The 19,713-nt window shown below is 73.1% G+C and carries 19 protein-coding genes and 1 pseudogene; 9 read left to right on the top strand and 11 right to left on the bottom strand.

Annotated elements, in window-relative coordinates:
• Positions 1-77 precede the first annotated feature (77 nt).
• A complete protein-coding gene (locus H8R17_RS30465; RefSeq protein WP_187826445.1) occupies positions 78-911 on the bottom strand; it encodes an ABC transporter substrate-binding protein in 834 nt (277 codons plus the stop codon).
• Between the two features lie 549 nt (positions 912-1,460).
• Between H8R17_RS30465 and H8R17_RS30460 the strand changes: the two genes are divergently transcribed.
• The gene (locus tag H8R17_RS30460; protein WP_187826444.1) at positions 1,461-2,540 is read left to right on the top strand and encodes a LacI family DNA-binding transcriptional regulator; all 1,080 of its coding nucleotides are present in this window, start codon (positions 1,461-1,463) and stop codon (positions 2,538-2,540) included.
• Positions 2,541-2,802: 262 nt separating this feature from the next.
• Here the strand turns inward: H8R17_RS30460 and H8R17_RS30455 are convergent, their stop codons facing one another.
• From H8R17_RS30455 to H8R17_RS30445, 3 genes are all read right to left on the bottom strand, one after another.
• Complete coding sequence (locus H8R17_RS30455; RefSeq protein ID WP_187826443.1) at positions 2,803-3,597, bottom strand: hypothetical protein; 795 nt, start codon at positions 3,595-3,597, stop codon at positions 2,803-2,805.
• Positions 3,598-3,971: 374 nt separating this feature from the next.
• Entirely contained in the window at positions 3,972-4,256 is a 285-nt protein-coding gene (locus H8R17_RS30450) for a hypothetical protein (RefSeq protein ID WP_187826442.1), read from the bottom strand.
• Positions 4,257-4,366: 110 nt separating this feature from the next.
• Positions 4,367-5,686 carry a serine/threonine-protein kinase gene (locus tag H8R17_RS30445; protein WP_223125660.1) on the bottom strand — a complete coding sequence of 440 codons (1,320 nt, stop codon included), beginning with the start codon at positions 5,684-5,686 and terminating at the stop codon, positions 4,367-4,369.
• Positions 5,687-5,876: 190 nt separating this feature from the next.
• Between H8R17_RS30445 and H8R17_RS30440 the strand changes: the two genes are divergently transcribed.
• The gene (locus H8R17_RS30440; protein ID WP_187826441.1) at positions 5,877-6,875 is read left to right on the top strand and encodes a serine/threonine-protein kinase; all 999 of its coding nucleotides are present in this window, start codon (positions 5,877-5,879) and stop codon (positions 6,873-6,875) included.
• A gap of 164 nt (positions 6,876-7,039) precedes the next feature.
• Here H8R17_RS30440 and H8R17_RS30435 read toward each other — a convergent pair whose 3' ends face one another.
• Positions 7,040-7,399 carry a hypothetical protein gene (locus H8R17_RS30435; RefSeq protein WP_316959573.1) on the bottom strand — a complete coding sequence of 120 codons (360 nt, stop codon included), beginning with the start codon at positions 7,397-7,399 and terminating at the stop codon, positions 7,040-7,042.
• 489 nt (positions 7,400-7,888) lie between these two features.
• Here H8R17_RS30435 and H8R17_RS30430 point away from each other — a divergent pair, with 489 nt between their 5' ends.
• Positions 7,889-8,443, top strand: a complete 555-nt coding sequence (locus H8R17_RS30430) for a tellurite resistance TerB family protein (protein ID WP_187826439.1) — start codon at positions 7,889-7,891, stop codon at positions 8,441-8,443.
• Positions 8,444-8,515: 72 nt separating this feature from the next.
• Here H8R17_RS30430 and H8R17_RS30425 read toward each other — a convergent pair whose 3' ends face one another.
• On the bottom strand, positions 8,516-8,917 hold the full coding sequence (locus H8R17_RS30425; protein ID WP_187826438.1) for a hypothetical protein: 402 nt from the start codon (positions 8,915-8,917) through the stop codon (positions 8,516-8,518).
• Positions 8,918-8,980: 63 nt separating this feature from the next.
• On the opposite strand from H8R17_RS30425, the gene H8R17_RS30420 reads away from it, so the two are divergent.
• Complete coding sequence (locus tag H8R17_RS30420; protein ID WP_187826437.1) at positions 8,981-9,319, top strand: antibiotic biosynthesis monooxygenase; 339 nt, start codon at positions 8,981-8,983, stop codon at positions 9,317-9,319.
• Positions 9,320-9,394: 75 nt separating this feature from the next.
• On the opposite strand, the gene H8R17_RS47550 is transcribed toward H8R17_RS30420, so the two are convergent.
• From H8R17_RS47550 to H8R17_RS47545, 3 genes and pseudogenes are all read right to left on the bottom strand, one after another.
• A complete protein-coding gene (locus H8R17_RS47550) occupies positions 9,395-9,529 on the bottom strand; it encodes a hypothetical protein (protein ID WP_262505625.1) in 135 nt (44 codons plus the stop codon).
• Positions 9,530-9,584: 55 nt separating this feature from the next.
• Complete coding sequence (locus tag H8R17_RS30415; protein ID WP_187826436.1) at positions 9,585-11,081, bottom strand: FG-GAP-like repeat-containing protein; 1,497 nt, start codon at positions 11,079-11,081, stop codon at positions 9,585-9,587.
• Between the two features lie 433 nt (positions 11,082-11,514).
• Positions 11,515-11,856, bottom strand: a pseudogene (locus tag H8R17_RS47545) (penicillin-binding protein); the annotation flags it as partial.
• A gap of 22 nt (positions 11,857-11,878) precedes the next feature.
• Here H8R17_RS47545 and H8R17_RS30405 point away from each other — a divergent pair.
• The 5 genes from H8R17_RS30405 (at position 11,879) to H8R17_RS30385 (ending at position 18,286) form a co-directional block, all read left to right on the top strand.
• Positions 11,879-12,073, top strand: a complete 195-nt coding sequence (locus tag H8R17_RS30405) for a hypothetical protein (protein ID WP_399477482.1) — start codon at positions 11,879-11,881, stop codon at positions 12,071-12,073.
• 8 nt (positions 12,074-12,081) lie between these two features.
• Entirely contained in the window at positions 12,082-12,444 is a 363-nt protein-coding gene (locus H8R17_RS30400; protein WP_187826434.1) for a DUF1304 domain-containing protein, read from the top strand.
• 21 nt (positions 12,445-12,465) lie between these two features.
• Positions 12,466-16,173: a helix-turn-helix domain-containing protein gene (locus H8R17_RS30395; RefSeq protein WP_187826433.1), complete on the top strand. Its 3,708-nt coding sequence runs from the start codon at positions 12,466-12,468 to the stop codon at positions 16,171-16,173.
• Positions 16,174-16,336: 163 nt separating this feature from the next.
• Positions 16,337-17,800, top strand: coding sequence for a polysaccharide deacetylase family protein (locus tag H8R17_RS30390; protein ID WP_187826432.1), 1,464 nt, complete (start codon positions 16,337-16,339; stop codon positions 17,798-17,800).
• 117 nt (positions 17,801-17,917) lie between these two features.
• Entirely contained in the window at positions 17,918-18,286 is a 369-nt protein-coding gene (locus H8R17_RS30385) for a DUF6479 family protein (protein WP_187826431.1), read from the top strand.
• Positions 18,287-18,349: 63 nt separating this feature from the next.
• On the opposite strand, the gene H8R17_RS30380 is transcribed toward H8R17_RS30385, so the two are convergent.
• On the bottom strand, positions 18,350-19,045 hold the full coding sequence (locus H8R17_RS30380; RefSeq protein ID WP_316959572.1) for a carboxypeptidase regulatory-like domain-containing protein: 696 nt from the start codon (positions 19,043-19,045) through the stop codon (positions 18,350-18,352).
• Between the two features lie 195 nt (positions 19,046-19,240).
• The gene (grpE, locus tag H8R17_RS30375) at positions 19,241-19,711 is read right to left on the bottom strand and encodes a nucleotide exchange factor GrpE (RefSeq protein ID WP_187826429.1); all 471 of its coding nucleotides are present in this window, start codon (positions 19,709-19,711) and stop codon (positions 19,241-19,243) included.
• Positions 19,712-19,713 lie beyond the last annotated feature (2 nt).

The following is a 19,713-nucleotide window of genomic DNA, read 5'->3' as shown; positions in this document are numbered from 1 at the left end:
CCGTGCCCCTGGTACGGGTCAGAGCAGTCTTGAGATGCGCTTCACCACCGCCCTGAAGGGCGGCGCACTGCGCAAGATCAGAGGTAGAAGTCGGTGGTGGCGTACGACTGGGTGTCGACCAGCTTGTTCTTCACCAGGTCGCCCCAGTAGTCGTACACCTTCTTGGCTCCGGCGTCGTTGAGGTGCACCCCGATGTTGGGCAGCTTGCTCGCCGCGTAGGTGTAGGGGCGGGAGCCGGCCTGCCACATCAGGCCCTGCAGCCAGCCCGCGGCCGACTCGTCGCTGCCGAAGTTCGTCATGTACGCCTTGGGGTCGGCGGCGTGCAGCTTGGCCGCCTCCTCCTTGTACTCGGCCCAGGTGGTCGGCACCTTCAGCTTGTACTTCTGGAAGATGTCGGCCCGGTACAGCATCGCCATCGGACCGCCGTCGACCGGGATGGCGTAGACGTGCTCGCCGTCGGAGACCTCGTTCCAGGCCCACGACACGTACTTGTCCTTGTCCGCGGCCGCCCCGTACTTGCCCATGTCGATCAGGCCCTTGGTGAGCTGGATGGTCGGCAGCTCCTGGAACTCCAGCATGACGACGTCCGGCGCGCCCTGCCCAGCCTTCAGCGCCGTCTTCAGCTTGGTGTACTCGTCCTGGCCGACGCCGGCCTGCACCCAGTCGACCTGGATGTCCTTGTGGGTCTTGTTGAACTGGTCCACCACCTGCTTGAAGTCCGGGTACCAGGCCCACACCTTGATGTGCACCGGGCCGCTGCTCGCGGAGTTCGAGCCGCCGCTGCCGCCGCCACCGCAGGCCGCGAGGAGGACGCCGGCAAGGGCGGCGGACGCCGTCGCGACCGCGGTCCGCCGGAAGGTACGGGCCACGCGGCGCCGGCCGCCTGTCGGGTGCTGTCTGCTGGACGACATGGGCAATCTCCTGGGTGAGGTCCTGCGGGCAGGAAGAGACAAGGTGAGGGAGGGGGAGGTAAGCAGGTACGGCAGAGATGAGGAAGTGGGGTCGAGGAGCCGCGCCGGGCACAGGAAGGCCCGGGCGGCTTGCTGAGGGCGTGCGGGCACGCCGGCTCCGGGTGAGGGACGTCAGAGGCCGCGGGAGGGTGGGCGTGCGTGACGATTGTTGACCACCCGGACGCCGTTCGACATTTCGGACACGATCAGCGCACGGGTGGTACTGTCAGGCCAGGGTCAGTAAAGGCTGATGCCCTGTCAGGGCGGGGATGCGTCCCGGCCCGTGAGAGGTCGCTGATCTCACTGCGGCTCCTACTGGTAGTCCCCGCGAGTGCTCTCGGGGATCCCGGCCGGCGATCGTCCCGATCCGGCCGCTCTGCTACGCTTTGCAGCGCTGCAAAAGTGATAACGGAGAAATTGCCGCGCTGCAAGACCTGTAAGAGAACTTGGTCGAAACTTTCAGCGGCGGTCGACATCCCGAATGTTCGATATCCCGAATGGGGGTGGCCCATGGCAAAGGGCGTCACACTCCGCGACGTCGCGGCCCTCGCCGGTGTCTCCAGCCGGACCGTGTCCAACGTGGTCAACGGCTACGCGCGCGTGTCCGAGGCCACCCGCGCCCGCGTGCAGCAGGCCGTGGACGAGCTCGGCTACCGGCCCAACGTGCTGGCCCGCAACCTCGCCGCCGGGCGCTCGGGCCAGATCGCGGTGGTCGTGCCGTACCTGGACACGCCCTACTTCGCCGAGCTGCTGCAGGGCATCATCCGCGCGGCCCGGGTGCAGGGCTACAACGTCCTGATCGACCAGACCGACGGCGACGCCGAGCACGAGAAGATGTTCCTCAGCCGCGGCTCCCAGTCCCTGCTGTTCGACGGCGTCATTTTCAGCCCGCTGGGCCTGGCCCAGTCCGACCTGGGCGAGCGCGACGCGAGCCTGCCACTGGTCGTGCTCGGCGAGCGGGTCAGCGACGGCAGCTTCGACCACGTCGGCATCGACGACGTCACCGCCTCCCGGGAGGCCACCGAGCACCTGCTCGGCCTCGGCCGGCGCCGGGTCGCCGCGATCGGCGACCAGCCCTACCGCACCGGCGAAGCGGCTCAACTGCGCACTCAGGGCTACCGCCTGGCCCACGAGCGGGCCGGCATCCCCGTCCGGGAGGAGCTGGTCATCTCCACCCCGCGCTTCAACCGCTTCGACGGCGCGCAGGCCATGGCCCACCTGCTCGACCTGGCGGAACCGCCCGACGCGGTCTTCTGCTACAGCGACCTGGTGGCCCTGGGCGCCCTGCACACGCTGGCCGCCCGCGGACTGCGTGTCCCCGAGGACGTCGCCGTCGTCGGCTACGACGACATCGAGGACGGCCGCTACTCCAACCCGCCCGTCACGACGGTCTCCCCGGACAAGAGGATGATCGCGGAGACGGCGGTGGAGCGCCTGCTCAAGCGGATCGGCAGCTCAGCTCCCGTTGCCGGCATGGAGATCCGGGCGCCGCACCGGCTCATCCCGCGGGCGAGCACGATGGGGCGGCAGGCGGTGGGCTCGGCTGACGCGGCCGTAAGCACCGGGGCGGCAGGCGGAGATCGCGGCTGACGGTCCGTGAACACCGGGCGGGAGGCGGCGGGCGCGGGCTGACGGACCGTGAGCACCGGGGCGGGAGGCGGCGGGCGCGGCTGACGGACCGTGAGCACCGGGGCGGCGTACGGCGTGCCCCGGTGTGTGGCAGCCGGAAGGCGGGAGAGATGCCGCCGGCCCCGGTGGGGCGAGCGGCTCCGGTAGTGCGCGGGGGCGGACGGGCAGGGCGACGCGAGCACGACGGTGGACCACGCGCCGGAGCCGCACGGTCGGGCTGCGCTCAGGCTGCTGCGACGCCACGGCGGCTGGCGCGCTGCGCCGTGGCCAGGTAGGCGACGAAGCCCAGGATGGCGGCCGTCCACGCGAGGGTGACCGGCTCCAGCCCCAGCGCCAGGCCGCCGCGGGAGTGGCCGACCGCCATCCAGTCGGCGAGGGACGCGCCGAGGGGGCGGGTGATGACGTACGCGGACCAGAAGGCGGTCACCGCGTTCAGGCCGGCCCAGCGGTGGGCCAGGGCCGGCACACAGATCGCGACCGCGAAGAGGGCGGCCGAGCCCAGAAAGCCGAGGCCGGCGGTGGCGGTGAGATCGCCCGCGGCCGTGCCGAGCGCGAACGTGGCCAGGACGGCCGCCCAGTAGAACGCCTCGCGGCGGCGGGTGTTGATGCCGTGGATGGACGGCGTGCGCTCGCTCGCGTACCAGCAGCCGAAGACGGCGGCCAGCGTGGCGAGGAAGACGGGGGTCGACACCGCGTAGGGGACGCCGAGACCGACGTGCAGGACGTCGGCCGCCATCGTGCCGAACACGCTGACCATGACGACGGCGGTCCAGTACACCCAGGCGATGTGCCGGCGGACGGTGAACTGGACGGCCAGCGAGGCGCCCAACGCGAGCCCGCCGAGCGCGACCGCCGGTACCGGGCCGAGCAGGCGGGCCAGGAGGTCGGAGGCCGTCTCCCCCATGCCGGTCGTCAGGACCTTGATGATCCAGAAGCAGGCGGTCGCTTCCGGCACCTTGTTCGCCATCGTCCGGAGGGGAAGTCGGCGCCGGTCATCGAGGAGGTGCTGTGTCGTCATGGCCCGCACGATGACACGGTCAACCGGACGCACCCCAGACCCTTTTGCCATAGCTTTGGGGCCTCTGGTGCATAAGTTGCCGACGGACTCAGAGCGTACGGCGGTCGAGCGAGAACTCACGCAGTTGCGGTCGGCGCCACGGCTCCCGGAGAGCGTGTGTGAGCGTCCCGAGGCGAAGCCGTCCGAGCCGGCCACCTTCTTCAGCCGTGTGCGCGGGTCAGGATGCCGTCGGTGTCCACCGCGACCACCGGCGCGGGCGGCGGATACGCCTTCGGCGACCTGGACGGCGGCGCGTACACGGTCACGGCCGCCGGCTACCCGCCGAAGGCCACCCACCTGACCGTCCGCGGTCGCTCCCGGCCATCGAGCCGCCGTCAACCGGGGCAGCGGGATCCCTCCTGGAAGGTGGTACGGAGCCGGATGACGATCGCCGCCGGGGTCAGCGCGACATCGACACCCCCGCAGGCGGCGCCGGAGACGCAGGCGGTCCACAGGGCCTCCCGGGCGCCGGGGACCGTCCGGCCGTCGGCCTGCCACTCCGCGACCAGGGCCGCGTAGATCGGCGGATGTCCGTGGGAGGCCCTGGCGGGGCCGCCGGACCGTGCCTGTCCGTCCTCGCGCACCAGGAGGAGCGTGCCGGTGGTGGCTGTGCAGTCCATGTCGCTGCCAACGTGCCCGCGTACGCGGGTGGTACGGCCCGGCCCAGGCATGCCCCGTATGAGGGGAATCCGTATCCCCTGATCGGGGCCATGCGGTTATCGGATGATCCTCATCGCTTCGGCTTGCGCTTGCCGGGCTTGTGCTGGGGAGAAAGTGAGGGAGCGGGGGATGCCGCTGCGGGGGTGGGGCTGGGCGTGGCGGCCGGCCGGGGCATCGAGGCGCGGGGTGTGGTGGTCGGCCGCGGCGTCGAAGCATGCAGCGGCGTCGGGGTCGTGGGCGCGGCGGGACGGGTGCTTCCGGACGGCCCTCGCGCCTCGTTGGTCAGGGTCGTACCGACCAGGACCGAGGTACCGAACAGGACGGCCCCGCAGACGCCGAGGACGACGGGTGTGCGCCATCGAGCGGCGGCCGTTGCCTGTGGTCCCCGTGGGGTGGGCGCGGCGGGGGCGGCATGGCGGGCTGCCGGGGCCGGTGTGGCTGGTGGCGGCGGAGGCGAGGGGGCGGGGTGTCGCCTGTCCTGCGCGGTGGTGAACCAGTCGGCGACGCGTTCGGCGGTGGGCCGGTGTCCGGGTTCCTTGGCCAGCAGGCGCAGCAGATAGTCGTCGGTGTCGTGGGGCAGGCCGCGGCGCAGTTGCCCGGGCCGGACGGGTACGGCACTGACGTGCTGGTGGACGACGGCGGCGGCGTTCGCGCCGCGGAACGGAGCGTGGCCGACGAGCAGCTCGTACAGGACGCAGCCCAGCGCGTACACGTCGGACGCGGGCCCGGCCGGGCGGCCCAGGGCGCGCTCGGGGGCGAGGTAGGCGCTGGTGCCGAGGAGCTGTCCGGTGGTGGTCAGCGCGGTGGTGGTGTCGTGGACGCTCCGGGCGATCCCGAAGTCGGCGATCTTCACCGTGCCTTCGGCGGACAGCAGGAGGTTGCCGGGCTTGACGTCCCGGTGGATGACGCCCTGCTGGTGTGCGGCGGACAGGCCGGCCGCGATCTGCGCCGCGAGACCGGCGACCCGCTCGGGGGGCAGGACGCCGTGGACGGCCAGCTGCTGGGCGAGACTGCCGCCGTGGACGAACTCCATCGCCAGGAAGAGCCGTCCCTCATGGGCTCCGGCGTCGTACAGGGCCACCACGTGGGGGTGGTTCAGCCGCGCGGCGATCTCCGCCTCGCGACGGAAGCGCCGGGTCGCCGTATCGTCCGCGTCCACGGCGAGCAGCTTGACCGCCACGGTGCGGCCAAGCAACTCGTCTCTGGCGGTCCACACTTCGCCCATGCCGCCCCGCCCGAGGGGCTGCTCCAGCCGATACCGCTCCGCGACCAGCACTCCGTACCACGTCCCCGCGCCGACATCTCTCCGGCCGCCGCCCCCGCCGGAGCAGCAGCCCCACCGGGCACGGGCGACCCGTACCGTGTTCAGCGCACGCGGGGCGCGCGGCATCACAGCACCACGCCCCGGCGACCGATGAGCTGCCGTCCGCGTACGCCCTGTGCGATCTTGGTCGGGTCGGGGTGCGCGGGCGATTACGCTTGGGCCGCTGCGGCACCCCCAACGTGACCCTCTTCCTTCCGTGCGGTGAGTCATGGCCTGCGGCGGTCAAGTGGGCCTACGTCATGAGGATGAGACACAGGTGCTGACAGCGGGCCGGTACCGGCTTCACGACGCGATCGGGCGGGGCGCGATGGGGGAGGTCTGGCGGGCGTACGACGAGATGCTCGGCCGGCCGGTGGCGGTGAAGCTGCTGCTGCCGCAGGCCTCCGATCCCATCGCCGCCGCCCGCTTCCGTCTGGAGGCGCAGACCGCCGGCCGACTCAGTCACCCGCACGTGGTCGGCGTCCTTGACTTCGGTGAGCACGAGGGCCGGCTGTTCCTGGTGATGGAGCTGGTCGAGGGCGACAGTCTCGCCCGTGTGCTGGCCGGCTCCGGGCCGCTGCCCGCCGAGCGCGTGGCCCGCCTCGCCGCGCAGGCGGGCGCCGGGCTCGCCCTGGCCCACCGGCAGGGCATCGTGCACCGGGACATCAAGCCCGCCAACCTCCTGCTCGCCGCCGACGGCACGCTGAAGATCGGTGACTTCGGCATCGCCCGGTTCTTCGACGATCCCGGCGGCGCCCTCACCGCCACCGGGCAGATCGTCGGCACGAGCCTCTACCTCGCCCCCGAACGCGCGCTGGGCCGGCCCGCCGGCCCCGCGAGCGACGTGTACGCGCTGGGCTGCGTGCTGTACCAGCTCCTCACCGGCCGCCCGCCGTTCCGGGCCGACTCCGCCATCGCCGTCCTCCACCAGCACCTCGACGCCACCCCGGTGCCGCCCCGGCAGCTCGGCGCCGACGTCCCGCCGGCCTTCGAGAACTACCTGCTCGGCCTCCTGGCCAAGCGGCCCGAGGACCGGCCCACGGCCGAGGAGGTGGCGCACTGGTTCCGGCGCGGTGCCTGGCGCGGGACACCCGAGCCCCTGCCGCGGGAACACGCGCAGTGGAGTACGACGACGCACCGCGCCGCCGCTCCCCGTCGCCGGCGCGGACCGCTTCCGGCGTCCCGGCGCCGGTCCCGGACGGCGTTACTGGTGAGCGGTGTCGCCCTGTTCGCCGTGGCGCTGCTCGCCGGCCTGTCCTGGTTCTCGGCCACGTGATCCCTCCGGGCTTTTCCCAGCCAACTCCATGGTGAAGAAAGGCGTTTTACTGCGCCGTCACACATCGCCCACACATCGGGAACCCGGAATCCGGTTTCCTCTCCGACGCGGCACCCTCGACATTTCTTCACAGAATCGGCGTGGGCCGGTCAGGTCAGGTCAGGTCAGAGGCGGCGAATCCACGTCGCAATTCCGTGGCCGACCAGCAGATAGATCACCGCGGGCAGTCCGTAGTTGAGGAGCACGCGAAGGCCGTCGGTGTCCATGGTGAAGATGTCCTGCGCCCACCACGCCAGCCAGTCGGCCACGCCCCTCACGAAGTCCACGAAGACGTTGCCCTGGTTGGCTCCGAGCACGTAGAGCAGGATCCACAGGCCCAGGAACACGGCGGCGACGTCGGCGATGCTGTGGATGACCAGGGCTGCCCGCCGTGCGCCGGAGCCGTCCCCCGAGCTGCGCCGGTGGTCCTGTCCCTGGTTGGGGTCGTATTGCTGATAGCCGTGCACGGGTTCGGTGTTGCTCACGGGACTTCCCATCTGACTGACGTGTTCACCGCTTGGACGGTGCGGAAGAGCGGCCACGGCTGGGGCTCCTCCTTTCCGCGCGAGAATTACTGGTCATGGCCACGTGCGGGGCGCTTTCCACGCCCTACCCCAAAACTGCGCCGCACTCCGGTGCCGCGTTACACGTCCCGGCGATTCATGCCGATACGGGTGGCTACGGGAATTCCGCAGCGGCACCGCGGACTACGACGGGACATTCACCGGGCGTAATTGGCCCATGAGGGGCGTGTCACCCGGCGTCCCCGGCCCTGATCGCATGGGTGATCGCCGCTCCGGCCGCCAGGAGGGCCCGACGATGGCGAGCAGCGTGCCCATGGACCGGAGGAGGGCTGCCGAGGCCTGACGGCAGGCGCGGCTTGGAACTTCGGGGGCAGGGGAGTCGTTGACAGGATGACGCCGCGGAACGCGCGGGTGACCTGGACGACACGGGCTGAAGCCGAGGTGGCACGAGTGGCGATGTGGGATCGGATCAAGGACCAGGCCAAGGGTCTGCAGCAGCAGGCGCAGGGCGCGCGGGGCGCCGGCGGGCACGGGCGGCCGGGTGCGGGTTCTTCCTCCGGGGGATCGAAGGCACAGCTGGTCAGCGCGCTCAAGTCCCAGCTCACCTCCCTCAAGACAGAGCTGAAGAGCGGTTCCTACCGGGACGCCAGCATGGCCATGTGCGCCCTGGTCGCCGCCGCCGACGGGCAGGTCGACCCGGCCGAGCGGCAGCATGTGGAGGGACTGCTGCTGAACAACGACGTCCTGCAGAACTTCCCGCCCGACCAGCTGCGGCAGCGCTTCAACAAGCACGTCGACCAGTTGGCGTTCAACTTCCAGCAGGGCAAGACCGAGGCCCTCCAGGAGGTGGCCAAGGCCGCGAAGAAGCCGGCCGAGGCCAGGGCGGTCGTCCAGACCGGCTTCGTCGTCGCCGGCGCGGACGGGTACCTCGCGCCGGCCGAGGAGCAGGTCCTGCGCGAGGCGTGCGGCGTACTCGGCCTGTCTCCCCAGGAATTCGGCCTCTGAGGGTCGCCTTCGCCGTCCTGCCGACTGCCGACCGCGCCCTGGCCCCGGTCTCAGCGGTGTCTCAGCGCTCGCTCACCGGTGGGTGCCCCACGCGCCGACGGCGAGGTCGGTGGCGGGCAGTTCCTCGGGAAGCAGGCGCCGGGCGTCCATGGTCGCCGTACGGGGCGTCGAGTCCGGGCAGACCGACCCGATGAGGTGTGCGCGGAGGGCGTCGTCGATCGGGCTGCCGTCCTCGTTGAGGCGCTGGTACTTCATGAGGTTGAAGCCCAGAGCCGTCTGGCGTTTGCCGTCACGGCTGGACCACGCGACCGTGCCGGCGCCGAAGACCGATCCGTCATGGCCCCAGAAGCGGCCGCAGGGCAGGTCGACGGCGTAGATCCCCAGGCCGTAGTGGTCCACAGTGCTCTCGCCCACGCGCACCGGCACAGTGCGGAGCATCTCGCCGAGGGCCTTCTCGCCGACGGGGTTGGCCATTTCTGCCGCGTCCGGGCGTGGCCCGCCGCGAGACCGCCGTGACCGGGCGGGACAATGGGGGCCATGAGCATCGTAAAGATCAACGTACTCACGGTTCCCGAGGAACAGCGCGAGACGCTGGAGAAGCGGTTCGCCGCGCGGGCCGGTGCGGTGGAGGGGTCGGACGGGTTCGAGTGGTTCGAACTGCTGCGTCCGGTCGACGGCACCGACAGGTACCTCGTCTACACCCGGTGGCGGACCGAGGAGGACTTCCAGAAGTGGATGTCCGGCCGCGGACAGGCCGCGCACGGCGGGGGAGCCGGCGGAGCCGGTGAAGGCGGCGATCGTCCGAAGCCCGCCGCGACGGACGCGACGCTGTGGACCTTCGAGGTGGTGCAGAGCACCGGGCCCAAGGAGGACTGACCGGGCCGACCGGGATCGCCCGCGGCCCGGCGCCTCATCAGCCACGTCGCGCGCCACGGCACCCCCGGGGAACCCTCACGCGCCGCCGGCGACCGCCTCACCGCGCTCACCGGCCGCCGGCGACAGGTCCTGCGCGCCCTCGCCCAGGACCTGTCCGACGCCGAGACCGGCCGCGGCCCCGCCATGACCGAGGCGACCGTGGAGGCCCACGTCAGCCGCGCCCTGGCCGGGCCGCATGCCCGCGGCGGCGCCGATGCGGCGGGAGTCAGGTGCCGAGGACCGAACCGAACTCGGCGTCGGGGTGGGTGAAGCCGAAGTCGCGCCCGCTGAAGGAGAGGGCGGCGGTCGTCGTCAGGCCGGATGCTGAGCCGGGCAGGACCCAGTCGGCGCCGTCGCGGGTGGAGCCGGAGAAGACGTCCTCGCCCTTCGCCGCGATCGTCACGTCGGCCGCGCCGTTGCCGTCGAGGTCGGCGACGCGTACGGCGGAGCCGAACCAGTCGTCCGGCTCGGCTGTGCTCGGCACGCCCTTGGTGCTCTGGTCGAACGCCTGCGCGCCGGTGCCCGTCAGGCCGGTGGCCGTGCCCTTGAGCAGGGTCACCGCACCGCTCTGCGACGCCCCGCCGGCCGTCTCGCCCGGCACACCGACCACCACGTCGGCGTATCCGTCGCCCGTGACGTCGCCGACCGCGACGGACGCGCCGAAGTTGTCGCCGGGCTCGTTCGCGCCCGGGACGCCGGAGGTGTCCTGGTCGAGGGTGGCGGTGCGGTGGGCGCCGAGGCCCTCCGGGCTGCCGTAGCGGACGTGGACGAAGCCCGCGGCGTCGGAGTACTCGCCCGTGGTGGCCGCCGACGCGGGGACGTGGCCGGTGACGAGGTCGGCGTAGCCGTCGTGGTCGACATCCCCGGCGGCTGCCGCGACCGTGGGCGCCTCGTTCGCGCCGGAGGCGTCGGCGCCCGGGTCCGCGACGGAGACCTCGTCGAGCTGGTCGGCGCCCCAGGTGTAGACGGTGGTGGCCTGGCAGCCGCCCGTCGTGCCACCGCAGTTCTCGGGGCCGGTGACGACGAGCTGGGCGCGCCCGGTGCCGGTGAAGTCGGCCGCGGTGAGGGTGCGGGGCTCGATGTAGGCGTAGTAGTCCTCGGCGTACCGGGCACCCATCGGGGCCGTACGGCCCGCCAGGTCGTCGTACACCCACAGCTTGTTGCGGCTGAGCGTGGCGAGCTGCGGGGTGCCGTCGCCGTCTAGGTCGGCGACGACGACCTTCTTGCCGAAGTCCTTCTCGGCGTCCCACTGACTGTAGGCGAGCGGGCTGGCAATGGTGATGCCGTCACCGGTCAGGCCGGTGGCGCTGCCCCACAGGACGGTGAGCGTGCCGTAGGAGCTGCTGTTGGGGACCCGGTCGCCCGGCGCGCCGACGACGAGGTCCGTGTAGCCGTCGGCGTCGAGGTCACCGGTGGCGTAGGTGCTGCCGAAGCCTTCGTAGGACCAGGGGTCACCGGGGACGCCGGGGGAGTCCTGGGTGAGGGTCAGTGAGCGGACGGGCGAGTCGCCGTCGGTGGATCTCTGCAGGACGGTGATCGAGCCGGCGCCGGGGTAACCGCTCACGGGAGCTTTGGGGGTGGCCACGACGAGGTCGGCGACACCGTCACCGTTGAAGTCATCGGCCGCGGAGGTGGCCGCGCTCGCCGTCGGGACGAGGCTCGGGGACAGGCCCACGGAAGCCGCGGCTACGGCCACGGCGGCGGCCAGGGTGCGTACGCGCAAGATCGCTCCAGTTTCGGAGGACGGACGAAGGGCGTGGGAGGCCGCTTGTCCGACGCGCGGCGCGGGCGCGGGCCAAGAGCCGAACGCGCACCGGCGACGTCGCCGCCCCCCGGCAACAAGAGCGGGAAGTCGCCGTCAAACGTCACCAGCGTGCAGCGTGCCGGGCAGGGCCTGTGGAGCACACCCACTCGACGGGAGCCGTGCGAAAGCCGAGTGACGTGCCAGCGGTACGAACGTCCGTGCGATGCCGCCGAGTTTGCCGGCCACTGCCAGGTGCGCGCCCGGAGGCGAGGGCACCGTCGACGCCGAGGTGGACGCCGAGTGGATCCAGAACGTGCTGTGGGTCCTGCTCTACTCCGCCTTCGGGCCGCGCAGTCCGCCCTCGTACGTGGCTCAATATCCTCCCGGCTTCACGGAACCTCCATGGCGGCCGCCCCGACTGCTGTGGCACGCTGACCGGCAGGCTGCTCGCCGTGCCCTCGGTGACGGTGGCGCGCATCAGCTCGCGCAGCTGCGAGACAACGGGGCGCGGCAGCGGGGTCGTACCCGCCGTACGGTCGCCACCACCCGGCACGATCGTCGGCTGCTGGAACTCCCCGGATGCCGCGGTCGCCGTGACGGACGCCATGATCAGCGGGTTGGCCTGCACCCGGCCCTGCCCGATCATCGACGCGGCCTTCTCGGTCTCGTCCCGCGGAACCGGCACCGAGCCGTCGTACGAGGAGATCCCGACGCGCCACTGCTTGCCCACGCCGGAGTACTTCTCGGCGATCTCGCTGCGCGACGCGGCCTATCTGATGATGGCCGTCAGCGACAACGCCGCCGCCCTGCTGGTGCGGCGCGTCGGCCTCGACGCCGTGAACCGGACCACGCCCCCGGCTGGGCCTGCCCCGGACGCACGCCGTGCACAGCTTCGGCGAGATGCTCGCCACCATGCGGGAGGACGCCGGTCCCGGCGGCGCGGGCCGGCACCCTTCGCCGGCCTGCGATGATGGCCCGCATGTCTGTCGTCGCCACGCTCGCGGTGCTGGCCCTCGCCGCGCTCCACGTCTACGTCCTCGTACTGGAGATGTTCCTGTGGACCACTCCGCGGGCCCGGGCCGCCTTCGGTACGACGTCGGCGTTCGCCGCCGAGACGAAGACCCTGGCGGCCAACCAGGGGCTGTACAACGGGTTCCTCGCGGCCGGACTGGTGTGGGGCGCGGTGGCGTCCGATCCGGTCGGGTTCCAGGTCTCGGTGTTCTTCCTGGTGTGCGTGGCGGTGGCGGGCCTGTACGGCGCGGCCACCGCCGGCCGGAAGATCCTGTTCGTGCAGACGGTGCCCGCTCTGGTGGCCCTCGTCCCGGTGCTGCTCGCGCACTGAGGCGGACGGAGGGCACGGCTCGTGGGACGGCGTGAGAAACCCCTGGACCCGGACGCCGGTCCGGTGCAGCGGCTCGCGCACGAGCTGCGCGTCCTGCGGGAGGAGGCCGGGAAGCCCACGTACCGGGAGATGGCCAGGAGGGCGAACTACTCGACCAGCGCGCTGTCCGCCGCCGCGACCGGCGAGCAGTTTCCGTCGCTGGCGGTGCTGCTGGCGTATGTGCGGGCGCTGGGCGCGGATCCCGGGGAGTGGGAGGAGCGCTGGGCGAGCGCGAAACGGGCGGTCGAGGAGCAGGCCCTTGAGGAGGCCGCCGCGGCCGAGCCGCGCACCGCGCCGCCGTACCGGGGACTGACCCGCTTCGAGCCGGGCGACAGCGCGCTGTTCTTCGGGCGGGACCGGCTGGTCGGCGAGGTGCTGGGGCTGGTGCGCGAGCACCGGTTCGCCGCCGTGTCCGGGCCCTCCGGCAGCGGCAAGTCCTCCTTGCTGCGCGCCGGGATCGTCCCGGCCCTGGGCGCGCTTCCCACCGCCGAACGGCCGGCCGTGATCCGGGTCCTCACCCCGGGTGAGCGGCCCGTCCACACCCACGAGAAGGCGCTCACCGCGCGGGACGGCGACCAGGACACCTGGGTGCTCGTCGACCAGTTCGAGGAACTGTTCACCCTCTGCCACGACCACGCGGAGCGGGAACGATTCTGCGAGCTGCTGCTCGCCGCCCGCGAGCCCGGCAGCCGGCTGCGCGTCGTCGTCGCCGTCCGTGGGGACTTCTACGGCCACTGCGCCGCCCACCGCGCCCTCGCCGAGGCCGTCAGCCGGGCCAACATGCTGGTCGGGCCGATGAGCCGGGACGAGCTGCGCGAGGTGATCACCAAGCCGGCCGCCGCCGTCGGCCTGCTCGTCGAGCGGGCCCTCACCGCCCGGATCCTCGACGAGGCCGGTGACCGGCCCGGCGCCCTGCCGATGCTGTCCCACGCCCTGCTGGAGACCTGGCGCCGCCGGCGCGGCCGGACCCTGACCGAGGCGGCGTACGAGGCGGCGGGCGGGGTGCGCGGCGCCATCGCCGCCACCGCCGAGCGGGCGTACGGCGAGCTGTCCCCGGCACAGGCCCGCACCGCCCGCCGCATCCTGCTGAGGCTGATCGCCCCGGGCGACGGCACCCCCGACACCCGTCGCCCCGCCCACCGCACCGACCTCCCGCCCGGCACCGCCGATGTCCTCGAACGCCTCGCCGCCGCCCGCCTGGTCACCCTCGACGGCGACACCGTCGAACTCGCCCACGAGGCCCTGATCACCGGCTGGCCCCGGCTCGCCGCCTGGATCGACGAGGACCGCGAACGGCTGCGCGAACACCGCCGGCTCGGCGAGGCCGCCCGCACCTGGCAGGAACTGGCCCACGACCCCGGCGCCCTGTACGCGGGCACCCGCCTGGACCGCGCCGTGGAGCTGTTCACCGGGAAGCCGGGATCCCCGGGGGACAAGGACGACCTCACCCCTGTCGAGCACTCCTTCCTCACCGCCTCCCTCACCGCCCGCGACACCGCCACCCGCAAGCGGCGCATCCGTACGGCCGCCCTGTGCTCCCTCCTCGTCCTGGCCCTGGCCGCCGGGCTGCTGGCCTGGCAGCAGAACCGGGCGGGTGAGGAGGAGACCGCCAAGGCCGCCGCCCGGCGGATCGCGGCGCAGTCGGCGGGGCTGCGCGTCTCCGACCCCCGTACGGCCGCCCTGCTCGGCGTCGCCGCATGGCGCACCGCTGCGCTGACCGAGTCCCGGTCGGCGCTGCTCGGTGCCGAGTTCCAGCCGGGTCTGGACGCCTTCACCGATCCGCAGACCGGCAGCGACACCCGGCGTTTCCTCACCCGGCAGGGGCGGACGCTGATCAGCGTGGCGGGGCGGCGGGTGAGTGTGTGGGACGTGGCCGGGCGGCGCAGGACGGGCGTCCACCGGCTCCCGGCCGGTATGGAGGCGATCTCCGCCGGGCCGGACGGCCGTACCCTCCAGCTCTCCGGGGCCGGTGAGCAGGTGTGGGATCTGGCGCGTCGGAAGGCGGTCGCCGATCTGCGGGAGTCGACGCTGCTGGACAGCTCCCGTGGGGGCTATCTCGTCGAGCCGTTCGACGGTCCCGGGCCCGTGCGGCTGCTGCGGACCGGCGACGGCAAGGTGCTGTTCGAGACCCGGCCGTCCGGCGACCTCACCACGGCCGCCCTCGGTGCGGACGGCCGGCTGCTCGCCCTGTGTCCGGCCGGCGCCGCACCCCAGGTGTGGGACACCGCGCGCGACCGGCGCCTGTCCGGGCCGTGGGAGAAGGCGAAGGACCTCTGCGGCACCGGCACGGGGGCCGACGCCGGCGCGAGTGTGCTCCGGTTCAGTCCCGACGGAAGCCGCCTGGCCGGCCTCTCCGGCACCACCCTCGACGTCTGGGACGTCCCGCACGCCCGCCTCCTCGCCTCCGCCGAGGGCACCGGCGCCTTCACCCACGCCGGCCTCAGCCCGGACGGGCGCTTCCTGGCCACGACCGACGACCAGGAACTCGCCGTATGGCGCCTGGACGACTCCGCACAGCAGGACTCCCCGCAGACGCGGCAGGTCTTCCGCAGCCCACTCACCGGCACGCAGCCCCAGGACCTGGCCTGGGATCCGGGACGGGGCCGCCGGGTGCTGCGCCTGCTGGACGGGCCGACCGTCCGCTCGTACGACCTGACCGCCGCCCTCGCACCCCGCTGGCAGCGCACCCCGGCCGACGCGAGCGCGCTCAGCCCGGACGGCACCGCCCTGGCCACCGCCACCCGCGCGGGCGGCGGGAGGTACCGCTTCGAGCTGCGCTCCACCCGCACCGGCGCGGTCCTCGCCAAGGACACCCTCGGCGGCCTGCCGACCGGGACCGGCGAATCGCCGCTGCTGGCGTTCAGCCCGGACGGTGGGACGCTCGCCGTCAGCGACGCCGTACGGGCCAGCGCCGAGCGGCAGCGGGTCACGCTGTGGGACGTGCGGGCGCACCGGGTGCGCACGCGGTTCGAGCTGTCCGGCACCGACAGTCCGTGGTCTCCGCTCGCCCTCGGGCCGGGCGGCCGGACGCTGATGATCTCGGCAGCCGGTGCGACGGAAGTGTGGGAGATGAACGGCGAGCGTCCCCGCCGGACGGCGGTGCTGCGCGGCTTCGGCGGCGACGCCGTGGCCGTCCGGCCCGACGGGCGGCTGCTCGCCGGTGCCGGGGACCAGTACGCCGACCTCTCCTCCCGCGCGGTCACCGGGCGGGGGCTCGCCGACGGGCGGCGGGTCACCGCGCTGGCGTTCAGCCCGGACGGGCGGCGGCTCGCGGTGGGCGACGAGTCGGGACGGGTCACGCTCTGGGACGGCGGGGTAGGCCACCGTACGGGCGTGCTCACCGCGCTCGCGGCCGAGGGCGGCCACGAGGAGGTGAGCGCGCTCGCCTTCTCGCCCGACGGCGGCACGCTCGCGGTCGGCGGCGACGGGGACACGCTCCAGCTGTGGGACACCGGCACCCAGCAGCCGCTGGGCACCGACCTGCCGACGCCGGGCGACGAGATCCGGTCGGTCGCGTTCGGCGCGGACGGCGGCACGCTGTACGCCGCCGGCGCGCACGTCCCGCTGCGGCGCTACCCCGTCGCCGCGGACCGGGCGGTCGCCGCCGTGTGCGGACGGATGCGCGGCGGGCTGACCGAGGCGCAGTGGCGGACGTACCTGCCGGATGTGCCGTACCGGGACATCTGCTGAGGTCAGCGGGTTGTCCGGGGATTTCCCGGGGGATTTTCCAGAGGTGACGAAGCGGGTCGCTGGACAACATCCCGGGGCGTGAGGATCGGTTCCCGTGGTCGTCCGGCCGCGTGACATCCCGACCGCAAACCCCCACCGGTCCCGTCGCTCAGGACTCTCCCGTATGCGCAAGCACCCGCTCTTCCTCTCGTTCCTCCTGCTCGGCTCACTGACCCTCACGGCGGCCTGCGCGGGCTCCGGATCGTCACCCGGCAGCCCCGCCCCCGCCCTGGAGGCGGGCCCCGCGGGCTCCCCCGCCCCCGCCGCGACCCGCGGCGTCGACCCGTCGAGGATCAAGGGCCTGGAGATCGTCAACGACAGCAGCGAGCACTCCGACTGCCGGTGGGCGACCAGCTACCCGGCCGTGCCCGGGGCGGCGGCGATGACGGCCGCGATGAAGAAGGACGTGCAGCGCAGGCTGGCCGCCTTCCTCGGCACGGACCGGGGCGACCCCAGCTGCGGCAGCGCGGGCTCGGGGTCCGGCCAGGACACCGCCGGCCGGGAGCTGAACATCGGCTACGACTTCCTGGTCGCCTCCGGGGACGTGGTGGGCGTCCGGCTGACCACGCTGGACCGTACGGCCGCCGGGGACGGCACGGAGACGAAGACGTACTGGTACGACGGTGCCGACGCGGCCTACCGGACGGCGTCCGGGCTGATCGCCGACGGCTCGCGCGCGACCTTCCTCGCCCGGCTCAAGCAGCGGCTGGAGGCCGCCGAGGGCGTGGACGCGGCGATGCTCGACGACGCCCTCGCCGCCCCGTCCACGCTGGACGACATGGTCTTCACGCAGGGCGGCGCCCTGCGGATCACCTTCGACCGGGGCACGATCGGCCCGCCCGCCGCCGGACGCGTCCAGGTCACGCTGCCGCCGGCCACGGTCATCCCGTGGCTGTCCGACTTCGGCAAGCGGGTGCGGAAGCAGACCGTCAGCCCCGGGCAGAAGCTCGACCTCGGTGCCGCCCCCGCGCCCACCACTCCCGTCCCGACGCACACCGCCGACGGGGGCGACGACACCGACTGCTCCAGGGCCAAGTGCATCGCGCTGACCTTCGACGACGGGCCGGCGGTGAAGGAGACCGCGCAGCTGCTGACGTACCTGGCGCGGTACAGGGCGCGCGCCACCTTCTTCGTCGTCGGGCAGAACGTCGCCGCCCACCCGGACCTGGTCCGCGCCGAGGCGCGCGCCGGGTGCGAGGTCGGCAACCACTCCTGGAACCACCCCGACCTCACCAGGCTCACCCCGGCCCAGATCCGGTCCCAGCTGGACCGCACCAGCGCGGCGATCAAGGCCGCGACCGGCAGGGCGCCGACGCTGTTCCGGCCGCCGTACGGAGCGGTCAACGGCACGGTGAAGGCGGCGACGGGGCTGTCACCGGTGCTGTGGGACGTGGACACCGAGGACTGGAAGTACCGCGACTCGGCCAAGGTCGCCCGGTCCGTCATCGACAAGGCCAAGCCCAACGACGTCGTCCTCATGCACGACATCCACGCCACCTCGGTCGGGGCCGTCCCGCAGATCCTGCGCACCCTCGGCGCCCGCGGCTACCACTTCGTCACCGTCAGCCACCTGCGCGCGACCCTGTGAACCCGGTGAGACGGCCCCGGATCCTCGCCCACAGGTCGCCGCCAGGGGTACACAGGTTGCCGGAGATCATCGGGGCATTCCGGGCGCTTTCTCCCATTCCGAGGGGATAATCGGAGTATGAGTACGGAGACATTCGAACTACTGGCCGAGACCCAGGACGTACTCAACGTGGCGGCGGCCTTCTTCGGCGGGCTGTTCGTGGCCGGCGCGCTGATCCTTGCCGTACGCATCGGCATGAGGGTCCTGGACAAGGACATCCACCACCCCAGCCCCGAGGAGCAGCCGAGACTGCCCATGACCGGCCCGATCCACGAGGAACGGGAGATGAGGGAGCCGGACGAGATCCCGGTCGCGGAGGACGGCACACGGCTCATGCCGTACGAGCTCCACCACTCCGGAAGCAGACGAGGCAAGGACCAGCGCCGACGGCGTTGGCTGCCGGGATCGAGCGGTGGATTCGGCAGCGGAGGCCCCGGCCACGTCTGACACGTGCCCCTGGCCACCGTCCAGACCGCCGTGAGGGACTGCCCCGCAGACAAGGGCAGCCCCTCACGCGTGCCGCTGTGCAGCGCCGCCGTCGGTGACGGTGATCTGGATCTGTTCGCCGACCGCGCTCACCCCGTTGAGGGAGGCGGTCGGCTGGAGGCGGTTGGCGCCGGTGGGGAGCGCCGTGTCCGGGGTGCACCTCCAGATGCCGTCGGCGCCGGTGGTGGCGGCGCAGGCCACCTTGTGGTCCTTGTCCCGGACGGTGATCCGGACGCCGGGGTGGGCCGTACCGGCGATCTCCGGACGGGCGGGCAGCGGCACACCCGACTCGGGCCGGGTCAGGGTGGGCCCGGGCAGCCCGACCGTCACCGCGCACGCCCCGGCGGCCCGCACCGCACCGCCCGCGTCGACGACCCGCACCGCACAGCCGCGCAGCCTGGTCCCCGGTACGGCACCCTCGGGCACGGCCAGCACGAAGGGGAACGCCCGCCGCTCCCGCGGGGTGCCGGTGACGGTGTACGTCCCCCTGCGGCCGTCGGCGGCGAGGGAGCCCCGGTAACCGGGAGCGTCGAGGGGGACGCCGGTCACCTCGGCGCCGGCGGGAGCCCGCAGGGTCACCGTGGCCCCGGCACCGAGCCGAGTCCCGTACCCGGACACCTCGACGATGCCTTCCCGGCCCGGCGCGATGGTCGCCTCGCCCCGGATCGGGCGGGCGGGGGCCGCCGCACCGGACGGCGCGAGCACGCCTGCGAGGGCCACACACGCAAAGGCCGCTGCCCCGCCTCGTATCAACCCCACGGCTGCTGTCTTCCCGGTCGTGGTGCAGATCATGGACATCGTCGGCGGTGCTCCCTGTGCGGACGTCGTTGGCACATCTGAGTGCGATTCTCGCCGCGCAGCCGCACAGGTGACCTGCGGTGATGGGCTCGACGGGTGAACCCGGGGCCGTCGGGCTCAGCCCGGCCCCGGCGCCGGCGGCCCCGTCACCTCCACCACCGCCGGGCGGAGCAGGTGGCCGCCGAGGCGGTAGCCGGGGCGCAGGACACGCGTGCAGCGCAGTTCGCCGGCGGTGTCCGAGACGTGGTGGGTGAGCGCCTCGTGCCGGGCCGGGTCGAAGGGGTCGCCGACCTCGCCGAAGGACACCAGGCCCAGGGCACCGGCCTGGCTCTCCAGCGTGTCGGCGATGTCCTTCAGGCCCGGCGTCAGCTGCTCGTGCTCGCGGGCCCGGTCCAGGGCGTCCAGCACCGGCAGCAGGGCCCGCAGCACGTTGGCGACGGCGATCTCCCGCACGGCGAGCCGGTCCCGGCGTACCCGCTTGCGGTAGTTGTCGTACTCGGCCTTCACCCGCTGGAGGTCGGCGGTGCGCTCCGCCAGTTCCTCGCGCAGGCGCTCCGCCTCCGAGCCGCGGCGCTGGTCCGGCCTCATGG

The sequence above is a fragment of the Streptomyces sp. TRM68367 genome (assembly GCF_014495685.1).
Taxonomy (GTDB): Bacteria; Actinomycetota; Actinomycetes; order Streptomycetales; family Streptomycetaceae; genus Streptomyces.
Note: the sequence above shows the minus strand (reverse complement) of the source record. Positions and strands in the feature narration are given on the sequence as shown.